A 15,552-nucleotide genomic window follows, 5' to 3' on the forward strand; every position below is an offset into this window, starting at 1 on the left:
AATGTGTGTATTTTGAAGTGTCCATTTCGTCTCCTTTTTTTCCCTGAGTTCTTACTAATTTCCCCTATGAAAACCACGCTTTCCGACCCTTTTTTTTACCCTCAAAAATAGGCCAAAAAGTGACGCCAAAAACTATCCAAATCTCGCATTGTTTCCACACGTAAATTTCTGTGTAAAATGTGAATATTCGCGAGAATGTTCTCCCAGGATAAAATTCTTCCTGTAGATCAATTTCGCGGCCTTGCTGGCTACCCTGCTCCGTAGCCATCAAACCAAGCGCTGCGCACCTCAACACCGTGTGTAAAGATGAAAACTTTTACCAACTTTGCTGCTATTGCCCTGTTCAGCCTGCCGCTGCTGGCCCACGCTGGCGGCAAGAGCGCATCTGCCGCTGTGCAGGTCAGCTTTGAGGTCAAGGAATCCTGCACCGTGCAAAGCGCCGACAAGGACGCCAAAGCGGCCGAACCCAGCGTGGCTTGCCAGCTCAAAACCCCTTACCAGTTGACCCGCGCCAGCGAAGCTGCCGCCACCAGCAGCGATAGCAAGGCCGGCGCCATCCGCCAACAGGCGCCTGGCGGCGAATGGACCATCTACTTCTAAACACCTCCCCTCAAAACTGCACGGTAGCCGTGACCGTGTCCTTGTAATCCCCCGGTGACGGCGTGGTTTGCGTCGGCACCCGCCCGAACACCGTCAGCGCGGCGCTGCTGCCATTGCCGGTGCCGGTCACCACCACCGTGCCGCTGCTGCCATCGCCCCAATTGCTGCCATCCAGCGTGTTGGACAGCTGATACGACACGGTCTCGCTGCCGCTCACCTTTTTCATCTTGCGCGCGGTGGTGCCGCCGGCATTGCTGCCGTACGACAGCAAGACGCGGTACGCCGTATTCAGGCTGCAGCGGATGTTCATGCTGGCGGTCGAGCGCAGCGTGCCGCTCAGCAGATTGCTGTCCGGGAAAGCCAGGTTGCCGATGCTGATGTTGCAGTCGTTGATGACCTTGCCGCTGACCTGGAACGGAATGGCGGTGGTCGGCCCCAGCGCGCAGGACGGCGTGCCGGTCAGGAAAAAGATGTACTGCATCAGCGAGCTGCCGGCGCCGAAGTCGGACGTCACCGTCAGGTCGCTGCTGCCGACATTGGTGGCGGACAGCGTGGCGTCGGCCAGCAGCTTGCCGTAGATCGAGACCGGCTGGGTCAGGCTGCCGACGCCACCGGTCTTGGTCAGGGTGAAGATGATTGGCGTGGTGGACGTGGTGGTGCCGGCCCAGCCGCCCCAGATCTTGGCGGCGGCATAGCTGCTGTCGGTGTACAGGTTGTAATTGACCTTGACCGCGCCATTGCCCAGCTGGCGCGGCGCCGTGATGGTGGACGAGGAATTGCTGCCGGCCCCCAGGTACAGGCACACGGTCACGTTGGGCGTCAGCAGGCTGCCGATGAAATTGGTCCAGGTGCAGGTGACGTTCCAGCCGGCCGAGCTGGCAAACACGTCGCTGCTGGATATCGAGCTGACGCTGCCAAACACGATGTTCCCGGCCGTCATGGTGCAGCTGTCGGCGCGCGCCGGCCCGCCCAGCAGCGCCAGCAACAAGCCCAGCAGGATAAGCCAGCGGCGCGCCATCATTGCCCTCCCATGCAGCGGAACGGGCCGATGGTCGGCATCGGATTGCCCTTGACCTCGGTGTACCCGAATTCAATCAGGCAGGGCTGGCCATCGAGCTGCAGGCGCAAGTGATTGAGCGGCTGCAGGTGGTCGATGAAGGTCATGCCGTCATAGCCGACCACGGTGCGGGCGCCGCTTTCCACGTGCAGCACTTCCAGCCCCGCCTCCAGCGGCTTGCCGGCGGCGTCGTGCAGGATCACGCTGGCGGCCGCATAGGTCTCGACCGGGAAGCGCACCAGCACGCCGGACAGGCGCGCCGGCACCACGCTGCGGCCGGTGCTGCTGATGCGCGCCTCCAGCGGCAGATTGCTGGGATCGATGCCGACCTGGTTGCCGAGGTAAGGATTCAGGTTGGGCACCAGCAGGTAGCCGGCGCGGCTGGTCTTGCCGATCTGCTGGTTCTCCTGCAGCACCGGCACGCCGCCGACGCCGTCGGTGGACACCAGCGCAAAGCCGGCGCCGACCTGGCGCGCCGCATGCACGCCGCCATCCATCAGCACCAGCGCGCCGGCCACATCCACCGAACTGGTGCGGCGGCCGCCGGTTTCCTGCACCAGCGCGCCGACCTGGCCGTAATTGCCGAGATAGACGCCCTGCGCCTGGCGCAGGCTGCTGCCATTGTTGTTGACCGTTTGCAGGCCCCAGCCCAGGCCGCCGCCATAGTCGGCCGGGCGCGCCAGTGTGATGGTGGTGCTGCGCACATCGTTCTGGCGGCCACGGCTGACGCTGGCCGAGATGCGGTCGCCAAAGTTGCCGCTCAGGCTGAAGAACACGCCGCGCGCCCTGGGGTCGCGCGCATCGCGGAAGGCGCTGGCGCTCAGGTACAAGCCCCAGCCCAGCGTGGCCGAATACGACAGCGCCGTCACGCGCGCCGGCGGCACCAGCGGCGCGCGCAGATTGATCAGGCTGACGCCCAGCCCCTGGCCGCCCAGCAGGGCAAGATTGAGGTTGACGCGATCGCTGGCGCGCATGCCGGCCGCGCCTTCCAGCGTGCCGAGGTCGCTGTAGCCGGCGCTGGCGCGCAGCGATTGCAGATCGATGCTGAAGCGCGGGCTCAGGTACTGGTAGCCCAGCGCGGCCTGGCCGCCGCGCCGGCTGTCATCGCCGCCGCTGCCGGCCAGCGAGGCGCTGACCACGCCCGACTGGCCAAGGCGCCACAGCGCGCCCAGGCCGCCATTCAGCAGGCCGCTGCCGCCCTCGCCATGCACTTCCAGCGTCAGGCTATCGCTCAGGCCGCGCCGCAGCGAGGCGCTGGCCACCGGCGAGCGCGCGTAATCAAACGAGGCGGTGGTATAGCGCCGCCGCAGCACGCCCAGCTCGACCGAGTAGTCGGTCAGGCCCGCGGCCAGCATGCGGGTATCGACGTACAGCGGCAAGGTGGTGCTGACGGCGCGCCCGGCCGGGTCGCGCGTGACCAGCGTGGCCTGGCCGGCGCCGTTGATGCCGGCCACCTGGTTGATGATGAAGGGGCCGGACGGCACCGCCGTCTCGACCTGGCGCACGCCATTGATGTACAGGCTGACCGCGCTGGGCACCACAGCCGACCCGGACAGCGCGGCGGCCGGGAAGGTCAACAGATCGGGCCGCAAATCAAAGCTGCGCTTCCACTGCACCCCGCCCATGCGCAGCGAGCGCGTCCAGGAGAGCGAGGACGAAATCAGGTCGCCCACCTGCCAGCTTTCCAGCGTGTCCGGATCGGCATGCACCCAGGCCGTATCAAAGCGCACGAACTGGCGCAGCTGGCTGCTGTAATTGAAGATGCCGGTGCTGGTCAGCACGCCGCTGGCGTTGAAGTAGCGCAGCTCGTTGGTAAGCGAGGTGCTGCGATTGCGGCCCAACACGCTGTAGGCGTCGTAGTTGAACACCGCGCCCGGCGTCACCGTAGCCGTGCCCGGCGTGCGCACGCTGCGCCCGGACAGTGCCACCGGCGCCCGCAAGGCGTCGTCCACGCGCAGGGCGATGCTCTGGCGCGCGGCGTCATAGGTGTAGCCCAGGCCCTTGATCTGGTCGAGCGCGAACTCCTGCTGGCCCGCCACCCCAAACAAGGCCGGGTCGAGGGCCAGCTCGCGTAGATTCTGCACGCTACTGCGCAGGCCCGGGGTCGGCCCCCGGGTAAACCGCAGTATCAGGCCGGTCGCTTCGCCGTTCAAGGTTACCTCCAGAAAAAGCTCTTCTTCCTGCGGCGGCGGCGACGCCGGTGTCTGTGCCAGCACGCCGCTCATGACCATCCAGGCCCACAGGCCTAACCAGAGCCAGCGCATGCCGGCTTATTCCACCCTGGCCACGGTACTGGTGCTCTGCGGCCGCGCGTTGATATTGGCTTTGACCGCCAGCGTTCCGTTCAGATCGGCATCGGCCGGGGTCGGCAGGCGCCATTCGCGCACCCGGCCGGCCAGCACATACCCAAACAGGCCGGGCGCAATCACGAACTGCTGGCCAGCCGCATTGCTCAGCTCCAGCGCGCCGATCTGCGCGCGCTGGGTGCCGCTGTTGCGGACCCGCAACGTCCAAAATCCATCCTTCCTGAACACCGTCCACGCCAGCGCCGGCGCGGCGCGGTCATCGGCCGGCAGCACAAACAGCGGCACCGAGTACCGCAGGCGGATATCGACGCCGCTGGCCGGACCGTTGTCGTCCTTCGGAATTTCATCAATCAGCACGCGGTAGCACAGTTCGCTGGCCGGCAGCTGCTCGCTGCGCCGCACCAGCCGTATCATCTGGCTGCTGCGCGGACCGATCTGGATGATCGGCGGGCTGGCCACCACGTCTTGCGTCGGCGTCAGCACATCGTCGCCGTCTTTCTGCTCCCACTGGTAAACCCGCACCTGGCCATATACCGGCGCCTCGCCCAGGTTTTGCATATTGATGCCGGTGGCGCCCTGACCGGCGCGCAGGTTGATCATCACCGGCGAAATCTGCAAATTGGCGGCCGCCGCCGGCCATGCCAGCATGGCGCTGCCCACCAGCCCTGCGATCCGTGCGCGTACGCCTCCCATGCCGCCTCCAACGTTGCCTTCGCTCAACAGTCGATCCCATTATTGATGATTTAAAAAAACCATGCTTTTGGCGGAAGCGACAACTATTTTGCAAGCGTAGAAAACTATCAAAAATATTCAAAAGATAGGCATAATACGCAACAGGAAGTGATAAAACTTTATCAACCAATCGGGGGCGCCATGCCGACCACCCTTGAAAGCAGCAGGTCCAAGATCCTCATCGTGGATGACTCCGCGTTTGAGCAGCGCATGCTGGCGGACTTGCTGAGCGAGCTGCCCTACAAGGTCTCGGTGGCCTTCAATGGCCTGCAGGGTTACCAACTGGCGCTGGCCAACCGGCCCGACCTGATCCTGCTGGACGTGCGCATGCCGAATATGGACGGTTACACCGCCTGCCGGCTGCTCAAGGCCAATCCGGTCACGCAAGACATTCCGGTGATTTTCCTCAGCGGCGCCGACGCCGACGACGACCGCATCCTCGGCCTGTCGATCGGCGGCGTCGACTACGTCTCCAAGCCGTTCTCGCCGGGCGAGCTGGCCGCGCGCATCCAGGTCCACCTGAACCTGGCCAGGCGCCAGCAGCAGGCGGCAGCCAGCGCGGCGGATGACGAACAGCAGCTGGAAGCCGAGAGCGAGCCGGACGCGGTGCTGGTGAACGCGGTCAAGCGCCTGATCAGCGACAATCTGGCCGCGCTGCCGGGGCTGGCGGAGATCGCGCGCAGCGTCGGCACCTACCGCGAAAAGCTGTCGCAGGTATTCCGCGAGCAAACCGGCATGACGGTATTCGGCTTTATCCGCGAGGAGCGCATCCGCCGCGGCGAGGAGTTACTGCGCGATACCGATATCGACGTGCAGGACATCGCCCTGCTGATCGGCTTCAACAATGCCGGCAATTTCGCCACCGCCTTCCGCGAGCGCCTGGGGGTGACGCCGACCGCCTACCGGCAGGCCATCCAGCATAAGAAAACCGGCTAGTCGCCGCACCCGGCCGGCAGCAGCCTGGCCGGAATCTCCTCGCCGGCGCACTGCCATGCCACCCGCTTGTGCTCGTCCACGCGCGGCGTGAAGGCGATGGCCTTGCCGCGGTAATTCAGGTCGGCGGGATAGACCCGCACCACGCCATTGCCGGGATCGACCGTGATGTCCTGCACCGCGTGGTTGGGATCATCCATGGCGTAGCCGGCCTGCTCCAGGGTGGCCGGGCCGCGGCCGTTGGCATAGAAATAGCGCTCCACCGCCGCCGTCGCCTCGTGGCCGACGCCGACCGCCTGCGCCATGCGCGCCTTGGCGCTGTACTCGCTGTAGGCCGGCACCGCCACCGCGGCCAGCACGCCGATCAGGGCCAGCAGCGCCAGCACCGAGCCGGCCCCACCCATGCCGAAGCGCGGCACGAACAGCGCCAGCAGGTAGGCCAGGCCGTGCCGGCCGGGCGGCGTGACTTCATTGCCGTGCGCCAGCGCGCGCACCACCGCCATGCGCTTGACCAGCCACGGGTAATCGCCGACCAGCTCGTGGAACGACATCCAGAAACCGCTGCTCTGCTGCGCCTGCGCCGCGTAGTTGCTCACGCTCAGCTGGCGCCAGCGCTTGCCGCCGGCCGCCAGCGCGGCCAGCCCGACCTGGGCGCTTTTCAGATCGTCGCAGGCGTGGAAGCCGTGGCGGTCGCAGGTGTACTCGCGGGCGCGGGCGTAGGCCGCGCCCAGCAGCGGCAACAGCGCCGCCGGCGCCAGCAGCGCCGACCAGCGCAAGTGATTGCGCTTGATGTGGCCCAGTTCGTGGCCGATGTAGAAATTGATGGCGTCCGGGCGCTCTTCCAGCGCGTCCACCACATCCGAGTACAGCACGATGAAATTGTTGCCGAGGAAGCGGGTGGCAAAGGCGTTGAAGACGCCGCCCATCTGCAGCAGGTAGGCTTGCGGCACCTGTTCCAGCCCAAGCCGCTGGCAGCAGGCCTCGATGCGCTGGTGCAGGTCGGGGAACTGCTGCGCGGTGATCTGCACCGCCGTGCCCCTGATATAGGACACCAGCGCCGATTGCGCGAAACAGTAGCTGACAAAAAACAGCAGCACATAGACCAGCGCCATGCCCACCGTGCCGATCACCAGCGCCGTCCACAACAGCAGGGACACCACCAGCATGATGCCGAACAGCGTGTTTTCATTCTTGTAAATCAGGTTCATACGGCTCCCGGGCGGTAAAAGTTTCCCGGAAGCCATTCTAAGCGCCTATTTACGAAAAATGCAACTCTTTATGACAACGAAATTTGTAAATCCTCGATATTGATCGGTTTCACCAGATGGGCGGCAAAACCGGCCTCGCGGCTGCGTGTCTTGTCGTGCTCCTGGCCGTAGCCGGACAGCGCCACCAGTTTGAGGCCCGGACCGCCAGGCAGGGTGCGCAGGCAGTCGGCCAGCGCGAACCCGTCCATGCCGGGCAGGCCGATGTCGAGGATGGCCACGTCCGGCATGCCGTCGGCCGCCAGTGCGATGGCCTGGGCCGGGTCGTACGCCACGGTGGGCCGGTAACCCAGCGCGCCCAGCAGTTCACCCAGCGAATCGGCGGCATCCTGGTTGTCGTCCACCACCAGCACGCGCAGGCCGTCGCCGGACTCCGGCCAGTCCGCTTGCGGGCTGGGCGCCGGCGCCGCCTCGGCCAGCACCACGCCCGGCAAAGTGATGGTGAAGGTGCTGCCGCGTCCCTCGCCGGCGCTGTAGGCGCTGACGTCGCCGCCATGCATCTGCACCAGGTTGCGCACCAGCGCCAGCCCGATGCCCAGACCGCCCTTGGCGCGGTCCAGCTGGCGGTTGCCCTGCACGAACAGGTCAAAGATGTGCGGCAGCAGCGCCGGCGCGATGCCACTGCCGTCGTCGGTCACCTGGATCTGCACCGTGTCGCCCTTGATGCGCGTGCCCAGCGTGACGTGGCCGCCGCTCGGGGTGTAGCGCGCGGCGTTGCTCAGCAGATTGGACACCACCTGCGCCAGCCGCGCAGGATCGCCATGCCAGCGCACCTGGGGCACGTCCACCAGCAGCCGGTGCTGCTTTTGCTCCAGCAGCGGGCTGGCCATTTCCACCGCCTTGTTGAGCACCTCGGCCAGCGCCACGGTCTCCTTGCGCAGCTCGACCTTGCCGCTGGCGATGCGCGACACGTCCAGCAGGTCGTCCACCAGCCGCACCAGGTGATCGACCTGGCGCTGGATCACGGCTTGTTCGTGCACGGTGTCGGTGTCGCGCAGCTTCATCAGCTTGAGCGCGGTGACGATCGGCGCCAGCGGGTTGCGCAATTCGTGGCCCAGCATGGCCAGGAATTCATCCTTGATGCGCGAGCTGAGATTGAGGTCGACATTCAGGCGTTCGCTCTCGGCCATGGCCTCGGCCAGCGCACGGTCGCTTTGCAGGCGGCTGAGGGTGCCGCACACGGTGGCCGTGTACTGCTCCAGGAACTGGCGGTAGGCGCCATCCACCGGCAGCCGCGGCGACACGCGAAAGGCCAGCGCCAGGTCGGCGCACAGCTGCAGTTCGGCGCCGCGGATCACCAGCACATCGCTGGCCGGACGCGCCAGCGCGGCCTCGCCGCTGAGCAGGTTGATGTCCAAGAGGTCGCCGGGATTGTCGATGGTCGACTGCGCCACCGCGGCGCCGACCTCGTCCTCGCTGTGGCACCCCAGCAGGCGCCGGCCCAGCAGATCCAGCGTGTGGCGGCGGCGCTCGGCCAGCACCTGGGCCGTGGTTTCGGTGCACACCACCAGCACGCCGCCGACCTCGTCCTGCTCGTTGAACACCGGCGTGTAGGTATAGCTCCAGTAAACGTCCTCGATGCGGCCGTTGCGCCAGATCGGCACCAGGTTGTCCGCGTACCAGCGCGCCTCGCGGCCGTTGCGCACCTCGTCGATCTGCGGCCCGATGATGGACCAGATCTCGGGCCAGCACTCGCGCCCGCCCTGGCCCAGCGCAGCCGGGTGCTTGCCGGCGCCAAAGCACGGCACATAGGCGTCGTTGTAGATCTGCGTCAGGTGCTCGCCCCACCACAGGAACATCGGGTGGACCGAATGCATCACCACGCTGGCGGCCGTGCGCAGCGAGGCCGGCCAGTCCGCCATGGCGCCCAGCGGCGTGTCCTCCCAGCGGTGCGCCTGCACCCGGTCGCGCATCGGCGTGCCGCTGCCGATAAAGCGCGGCAAGGCGGTGCGCGGACCGGACAAGGACGTGAGAGGCTGAGCCAGCATAAAAATTTTCCAAGATTGAAAGTCAAATACTAACAACTGTACCGTACGGCGGCGCACAATAGGTGGTTGGTCAGCGCGAAATTGCGCACGCTTGACATTCGCGGCATATCTGGCAAATTGTAGCCATCGATCAAGAGAGGGTGGCGGCATGCAAGCGCGTTATTGGTGGTCCGCCATCGCTGCGTTGGGGCTGGCTGCGCAGGCGTCAGCATGCGAGATGCGCCTGGCGCTGGAACAATGGCCGCCCTACCTGTACCGCCAGCCCAATACCGCCCCGAGCGGGCTGGACTGGGAACTGGTGCAAGCCATCTTCAAGGAGGCCGGCTGCACGCTGGCCGTACAGGCCGAGCTGCCGACCGCGCGCCGCCAGCGCCTGTTCGAACAAGGCCAGCTGGACCTGATGCTATCCGCCTCCAATACGCCCGAGCGGCGCCGCTACGCGCGCTTCAGCCTGGCATACCGCCATGAAACCGTCGGGGTATTTTCGCGCAGCAACGCACGCCGGCATTATCAGCACATCACCAGCATGGAGGCGCTGGTGGACAGCAAGCTGGCACTGCTGGCGCCCAAGGTGGGCTGGTATGGTACGGCCTACGCGCGCGCGCAGCCGACGCTGAGCGCCAATGGCAAGCTCAGCACCTTCGCCCACTTCGAGCAGGGATTGCGCATGCTGGATGCCGGCCGGGCCGACCTGATCCTGGGCGACAGCGGCGCCCTGCGCTACCAGGCCAAGGTGCAGGGCATCGCCATCAGTCCGCTGCCGCTGGTGGCACTGCGCGCGCCGGTGCACCTCATGCTCAACAAGCGCAGCACCACCCGGGCCGAACTGGAGCGCATCAACGCCGCCATCCAGCGACTGGAGCAGCATGGCGTGCTGGGCGCGATCCGCAGCCGCTACGGCGAACCGTGATCAATGCTCGCGCCAGTGGTCGAGGTTGTGCGGCTCGGCCAGCGCCACCTGGTTGCGTTCCGCGCGGAAGCGGCCCGAGGCGGCATACACCGCGCGCCGCACGCGCATGATGGAGCCGAGCGGCCGGTGCTCGGCAATGCAGTGCCAGGGATTGAACTGCATGCCATCGTCCACCAGCACCGACAGGCCGTGCGTCCAGCCGGCCTGCGGCGGCGCGCTGATGCGGGCCACCGTCACCCAGGGCGCGCTCCACTCGACGGTGGCGTCCTCGATCGGCATGGCAGCCAGGTCGGTGCACAGCTGCACCCGCAGTTCCCACTCGGCGGCGTGATCGGTCATGAAATCCACCACCGCGCCGCGCAGGCCGTTGGGCTTGTGCGCCAGCGCGACCGGCTGGTCCTTCAGCGCCCGCAACTCCGGCGACAGCGGCGCCAGCGACAGTTTGGCCATGTAGCGCCCGTACAGGAGGGGCACCACGGTGTAGAAGGTCTCGCCCAGGATGTGGGTTTCCGGATGGCCGCCCAGGCCCTTGAGCGCGACGCTCTCGCCGCCCACCGCCTCCACCACTTTCTCGGCGCCGCGCAGCGCCGCCGACAGCGCCTTCTTCAGGCCGGGCGCCTTGTCGGTGGTGGCGGCCAGCAGCTTGACGCTGCCGAGGAACTGGCGCGCGGTCGGCGCCTGGAAGGTGGGGCCGTTGACCATCACGAAATCCTGCGTGACATCGCCGGCGCCATCGGGCAGGCGCGCGCCGGGCACGCCCACCACCTTGACCGCCATGCCGCGCGGGGTCGAGACCTTGTCATCCAGCAGATCGCCGGGCGTGGTCGACAGCCGCAGCACCACCGGCCAGGCGGCGCCGGGATGGCTGAACAGGCCCTGCGCATAATCGGGCGGCAGGTTGTTCAACACGCGTAGCTCACCGCGCAGCAAGCCGTGGCTCTTGGCATGCACGCCGCGGTGGGCATGGCCAGTGTCCTGGTCCACGGTGGCGGCAATGTGTTGCATCGCCTCGATCAGGCTGGCGGTGGTTTCAGCCTCGCCCTCCTCCGGCACTTCATATGCGGGATCGTAGGGCAAGGGCTGGTGCAAATGGCGGGTAGGAAAGTCCATAGGGCAGCCTCGTTGAGTAACGCTCTATCTTCGCGCCGCTACATCAGCTGCGTCTGTGGTGTGACGCACCTCCCACGCGACGAGAGCAGATTAGCGCCCGTAGCAATAGCCATCCGTAACGAATGCGGTATCACTGGGCGACACCGGCGTGCTGGATGCGCTGAGCAGTGCGTGCGGTGATCGGTTAATCCGTCCCGGCGTGAAAACGGCCCCCGTCGAAGGACAGGTATAAGCGCCTAACGCAGTGCCCCACCCGGAGATCGTATTGTTAGCCACCGTAAGCGGATAAGTGCTCGTACCAGCACCATCGATATTGATGCCGAAAAAACCGCCGGTGATCGTATTATTGATCACCGATCCGCCAAGCAAGGTGGGAGGCGAGGCATACCAGGTGTGCGCACCTATCTGCACCGCATAGAAACACTTATCGACCGCACAATTCACCGTATTGCCCGAAACAGTCGCGCCAACGTAATTCCCTGGCCAATTACCCGCGAAGTTATCCAGCATGATCCCGACATACGCCACCAACTGCGATTGGGTAACGACGTTGCCGGTAATCGTGCCATTTTTGGCGCTTCCCATGATCAGTCCGACATCGGTGTTATCAATGAATTTATTATTGGTGATGCTCGAATTTACATCGTCCGCAGCTGTAGCGTTCGAAAAAGTCAGGCCATCTGCCACCATGCTTGGGTGGTCACCGTTGTAGGAGAAGGTGTTATTGCTGATTGTTGCCTTATCGCCCACGAATGACATCCCCGTGCCACACAAAGCACGTGTCGAAACCGAGTTCGTCAATTTGCAGCTCTTGCAGTTTTGAATATTGGCGTTAAAGCCGGGTGCCTTGAGCGGGTCGGTCGAGCGGCAGGTATTGGCGGCGGCAGAACTGAGGCGAGCAAAGCGATTGCCATTCAACACAATGTGATCGATCGTGACACCGGTCAGCCCAGATGTGGTCGCCAGGAGACCATTGGCCGCGCTGAAGGTTGGGCTGGCCACAAAGGTGGCGCAGGGCGTGGAGTTGCCACATGGTTCGTCCGTCAAAGCCACCAAGCTGGTTTTCAGGGTCATCGCCTTGTTGATGATAATTCCTGTATTCAGCAGGTAGGTCCCGGCCGGCAATTCCAACGTGCCGCCGGCCACCGTTTGGCTGATACAAGCATTGATCGCCGTACTGGCATCAACGCGCCCGGTAGGGTCAGCTGTCTGGCCGGGGCAAATTTGCACCGACTGGGCGGGGGGGTAGCAGGTGTATATCGTCGAGCCGCCCTGCCCGCCGCTGCCATTGACCAGCACTCGCGTGGTAACGGCACTGAAATTTGCCGGGCATGAGCAACCGCCTGTGTACTGGTTGGGAGCGCGGCAGCTGTTGTTATCGTCTTTTTGGAACACTCCGCCAAACGAGGTCCACGACGAGGTGGCCTTCATGCACATGTAGATATTGCTATTGATGAAAGTACCGCCCGCCGTATCTACCAAGGTCTGCATATGCTCGGAGTACGTGCCCGCCGGGCAAGAGCAGCTACCTGTCAGAGCGTTTGCCTTACGGCAACCAATGCCGCCGGCAACCGCATCGTCTATCTGATAGACGCCATAAAACTCGCTCGATCCAGCAGGTGCGCCACTTGAGCAAAAGTTTACATTGCCGCCACCGGAGTCGTTAATCACGCGCAGCGAAAATTTCGGCGCGGTACCTCCAGGGCATGAGCACGCAAAGGTATGGCCATTCGGATTGACGCAGTTGCCAGCGTTTTGAAAATCCGTGGTCTCAAAGCTGCCGCCAAACGCAACTTGCTGCGCCGGGAGGCTGTTCCCTGCATGAGCGACCGACAGGAAAAGAGAGAACAACACCAACAGGCAGCTTTTAAGCCATGCGCTACACATCATTGACCCCCATAGCAATTTGCAAAGTTTCTAAAAATAACTTAAAGAATAAGCAAGCCTACTCTGAGGCCATTGAAACCTCAAGAAATATTTTTTAAATAAGAAGATGTTTTTTATAACGACGGATCTAAAGGCTCGCAGCGCATCGTTGCGATGCGATGATTGTATAAAATATCCAAAATCGGTATGATGCAGACACCCTCTAACGCAGCCCGAAGGAACCACCATGAGCGACAACATTTTCACCGGCACCATCCCGGCCCTGATGACCCCGTGCAAGGCAGACCGCACGCCCGACTACGACGCGCTGGTCAAAAAAGGCCGTGAACTGATCGACGCCGGCATGAGCGCCGTGGTGTACTGCGGCTCGATGGGCGACTGGCCCCTGCTGACCGCAGCGCAGCGCCAGGAAGGCGTGGCGCGTCTGGTGGCGGCCGGCGTGCCAACCATCGTCGGCACCGGCGCGGTCAATTCGAAAGAAGCCGTGTCGCACGCCGCCCACGCCGCCCAGGTCGGCGCGCACGGCCTGATGGTGATTCCGCGTCTGCTGTCGCGCGGCTCGTCGCCGGCAGCGCAAAAGGCCCACTTCTCGGCGATCCTGGCGGCGGCACCCAAGCTGCCGGCGGTGATCTACAACAGCCCGTACTACGGCTTCGCCACCCGCGCCGACCTGTTCTTCGGGCTGCGCGCCCAGCACCCCAACCTGATCGGCTTCAAGGAATTCGGCGGCGCCGCCGACCTGCGTTATGCGGCCGAACACATCACCAGCCAGGACCACAACGTCACCCTGATGGTGGGCGTGGATACCCAGGTGTTCCACGGCTTCGTCAACTGCGGCGCCACCGGCGCCATCACCGGCATCGGCAATGCCCTGCCGCGCGAAGTGCTGCATCTGGTATCGCTGTCACGCAAGGCCGCCGCCGGCGACGCCGTGGCGCGCCGTCAGGCACGTGAGCTGGAAGCCGCGCTGCTGGTGCTGTCCTCGTTTGACGAAGGCACCGACCTGGTGCTGTTCTACAAATATCTGATGGTGCTGAACGGCGACCAGGAATACACCCTGCACTTCAACGAAACCGACGCCCTCAGCGCCAGCCAGCGCCGCTACGCGGAAACCCAGTATGCGCTGTTCCGCAGCTGGTACGCCAACTGGTCGAAAGAAGTGGCCGCGTGAAGGGATTGGCCGTCACCACGGTAGCGGAACAGGCGGCCGACGCGCTGCGCCGCAAGATCCTGTCGGGCGAGCTGGCGGAAGGCGTCTCGCTGCGGCAGGACGCGCTCGCGGCCGAGTTCGGCATCAGCCGGATTCCGGTGCGCGAGGCGCTGGTGCAGCTGGAGGGCGAAGGTCTGGTGAAGATCGTCCCGCACAAGGGCGCGGTGGTGTCCGGTCTGTCGATTGAGGAAATCAACGAACTGTTCATGCTGCGCAGCTTGCTGGAGCCGGTGCTGCTGAAGAAATCCGCGCCCGGACTGACGGCCGCAGACTACGCCGAGCTGGACGCCATCCTGGCCGAGTACAAGGTGGAGCTGCACGCCCAGCACACCACCCGCTGGGGCGAGCTCAACACGCGGCTGCACGAGGTGCTGCTGTCGCGTGCCGGGCAGCCGCGCACCGCCGCCATCGTCGCCACCCTGCTGCAGCAAACCGACCGCTACACGCGCATGCAACTATCCTTAAGCGCCGACAGCATCCGCCAGGCGCAGCACGAGCATGAAGAACTGGTACAACTGTGCCGACGCGGCGACGTGCGTGGCGCGGCGTCCCTGCTGAAGCGGCACATCGAGCACGCCAGCAAGGATCTGGAGCAATTTATTTTGTCTCAACGGCGGCCATAGCTGTCGATTTCAGGCGCCGCCGTTCGTCGTAGGAAGGTAATACCCAACCTGTTAACGTGGAGGCGTCATGAAAAAAGAAATCATCTTCAACCTGCCGGTCAAAGACCTGGAAAAATCCAAGGCATTTTTCGCTGCGCTGGGCTTCACCTTCAATCCGCAATACAGCAGCGATAAAGCGGCCTTCATGGAGGTGGTGGAAGGCAGCGTCCGCGCCATGCTGATGACTGAAGACTTCTTCCACTCCTTCATCAACAAGCCGGTGGTGAATGCCAGAGAAGCCAACGAAGTCATCCTCTGCCTCAGTTGCGACACCCGCGGAGAACTCGACAGCCTGATCGCCAAGGCCACAGCCGCCGGCGCCCGCATCCCCCATCCGCCAGAGGATCACGGCTTCATGTACGACCAAGGCTTTGAAGACCTTGATGGCCACCTGTGGAACTTGGTGTGGACCGGATCTTAGACGCAGTCATTGACGCAGATCATAGTGCCACGCTTGCAATCGCCACGGGAAAGCAGATACTGAACGAATGAACTCTCTCGATACGCTCGGTTATTGCAAGCGGCTTGAAGCGGTCGGCGCACCGCGCGAGCAGGCCGAAGTGCACGCGCAAGTGTTGACTGAAGTGATGAGCCGGGTCGCGACCAAGGATGACTTGAAGGAGCTCCAAGTCGCCACGAAAGATGACTTGAAGCGACTCGAAGTCGCCACCAGAGATGACTTAAAGAAGCTCGAAGCCGCCAGAAAAAACGACCTGAAGCAACTTGAAGCCACTACCAAAGATGAGTTGAAAAAGCTCGAAGCTACGTAAGCGTCCGGCGCATCCACCTGTTCAGCAAGCTTGGGACTGCGTAGAGTTCAGAAAAGGCAGCAACGAATCGATCTGGCTGTTAGGGCACGTCGGGAGACGTTCCAACACGCTGGCCAGCCAAC

At 64.1% G+C, this 15,552-nt stretch carries 14 protein-coding genes; 7 read left to right on the forward strand and 7 right to left on the reverse strand.

What is annotated here, in order from left to right:
- Positions 1–306 precede the first annotated feature (306 nt).
- On the forward strand, positions 307–600 hold the full coding sequence (locus tag ABDW57_RS27330) for a hypothetical protein (RefSeq protein ID WP_343733289.1): 294 nt from the start codon (positions 307–309) through the stop codon (positions 598–600).
- 10 nt (positions 601–610) lie between these two features.
- Here ABDW57_RS27330 and ABDW57_RS27335 read toward each other — a convergent pair whose 3' ends face one another.
- From ABDW57_RS27335 to ABDW57_RS27345, 3 genes are read right to left on the reverse strand one after another with little or no spacing between them, the layout of a single operon-like run.
- Positions 611–1,621 carry a spore coat U domain-containing protein gene (locus ABDW57_RS27335; protein ID WP_343733290.1) on the reverse strand — a complete coding sequence of 337 codons (1,011 nt, stop codon included), beginning with the start codon at positions 1,619–1,621 and terminating at the stop codon, positions 611–613.
- The gene (locus ABDW57_RS27340) at positions 1,618–3,921 is read right to left on the reverse strand and encodes a fimbria/pilus outer membrane usher protein (RefSeq protein ID WP_343733291.1); all 2,304 of its coding nucleotides are present in this window, start codon (positions 3,919–3,921) and stop codon (positions 1,618–1,620) included. The genes ABDW57_RS27335 and ABDW57_RS27340 overlap by 4 nt, the downstream gene beginning before the upstream one ends.
- A gap of 6 nt (positions 3,922–3,927) precedes the next feature.
- Complete coding sequence (locus ABDW57_RS27345) at positions 3,928–4,656, reverse strand: fimbria/pilus periplasmic chaperone (RefSeq protein WP_343733292.1); 729 nt, start codon at positions 4,654–4,656, stop codon at positions 3,928–3,930.
- A 180-nt stretch (positions 4,657–4,836) separates the two neighbouring features.
- Here ABDW57_RS27345 and ABDW57_RS27350 point away from each other — a divergent pair, with 180 nt between their 5' ends.
- On the forward strand, positions 4,837–5,631 hold the full coding sequence (locus tag ABDW57_RS27350; protein WP_343733293.1) for a response regulator: 795 nt from the start codon (positions 4,837–4,839) through the stop codon (positions 5,629–5,631).
- Here ABDW57_RS27350 and ABDW57_RS27355 read toward each other — a convergent pair.
- Both ABDW57_RS27355 and ABDW57_RS27360 read right to left on the reverse strand, forming a co-directional pair.
- Positions 5,628–6,836 (reverse strand): M48 family metalloprotease, encoded by a 1,209-nt coding sequence (locus ABDW57_RS27355; RefSeq protein ID WP_343733294.1) that lies wholly within the window; start codon positions 6,834–6,836, stop codon positions 5,628–5,630. The two genes, ABDW57_RS27350 and ABDW57_RS27355, sit on opposite strands and share 4 nt — an antisense overlap.
- A 68-nt stretch (positions 6,837–6,904) precedes the next feature.
- Complete coding sequence (locus ABDW57_RS27360) at positions 6,905–8,881, reverse strand: ATP-binding protein (RefSeq protein ID WP_343733295.1); 1,977 nt, start codon at positions 8,879–8,881, stop codon at positions 6,905–6,907.
- A 148-nt stretch (positions 8,882–9,029) separates the two neighbouring features.
- Between ABDW57_RS27360 and ABDW57_RS27365 the strand changes: the two genes are divergently transcribed.
- Complete coding sequence (locus tag ABDW57_RS27365) at positions 9,030–9,791, forward strand: transporter substrate-binding domain-containing protein (protein WP_343733296.1); 762 nt, start codon at positions 9,030–9,032, stop codon at positions 9,789–9,791.
- Here ABDW57_RS27365 and ABDW57_RS27370 read toward each other — a convergent pair whose 3' ends face one another.
- Complete coding sequence (locus tag ABDW57_RS27370) at positions 9,792–10,901, reverse strand: catalase family protein (RefSeq protein WP_343733297.1); 1,110 nt, start codon at positions 10,899–10,901, stop codon at positions 9,792–9,794.
- Positions 10,902–10,991: 90 nt separating this feature from the next.
- Entirely contained in the window at positions 10,992–12,758 is a 1,767-nt protein-coding gene (locus ABDW57_RS27375) for a hypothetical protein (RefSeq protein WP_343733298.1), read from the reverse strand.
- Positions 12,759–13,014: 256 nt separating this feature from the next.
- Here ABDW57_RS27375 and ABDW57_RS27380 point away from each other — a divergent pair, with 256 nt between their 5' ends.
- From ABDW57_RS27380 to ABDW57_RS27395, 4 genes are all read left to right on the forward strand, one after another.
- The gene (locus ABDW57_RS27380) at positions 13,015–13,959 is read left to right on the forward strand and encodes a dihydrodipicolinate synthase family protein (protein ID WP_343733299.1); all 945 of its coding nucleotides are present in this window, start codon (positions 13,015–13,017) and stop codon (positions 13,957–13,959) included.
- Positions 13,956–14,621, forward strand: a complete 666-nt coding sequence (locus ABDW57_RS27385) for a GntR family transcriptional regulator (protein WP_343733300.1) — start codon at positions 13,956–13,958, stop codon at positions 14,619–14,621. The genes ABDW57_RS27380 and ABDW57_RS27385 overlap by 4 nt, the downstream gene beginning before the upstream one ends.
- A 67-nt stretch (positions 14,622–14,688) precedes the next feature.
- Complete coding sequence (locus tag ABDW57_RS27390) at positions 14,689–15,081, forward strand: VOC family protein (protein WP_343733301.1); 393 nt, start codon at positions 14,689–14,691, stop codon at positions 15,079–15,081.
- Between the two features lie 67 nt (positions 15,082–15,148).
- Entirely contained in the window at positions 15,149–15,430 is a 282-nt protein-coding gene (locus tag ABDW57_RS27395; RefSeq protein ID WP_343733302.1) for a hypothetical protein, read from the forward strand.
- The last annotated feature ends 122 nt before the right edge of the window (positions 15,431–15,552 follow it).

The organism is Duganella sp. (genome assembly GCF_039595735.1).
Classification (GTDB): Bacteria; Pseudomonadota; Gammaproteobacteria; order Burkholderiales; family Burkholderiaceae_D; genus Rugamonas.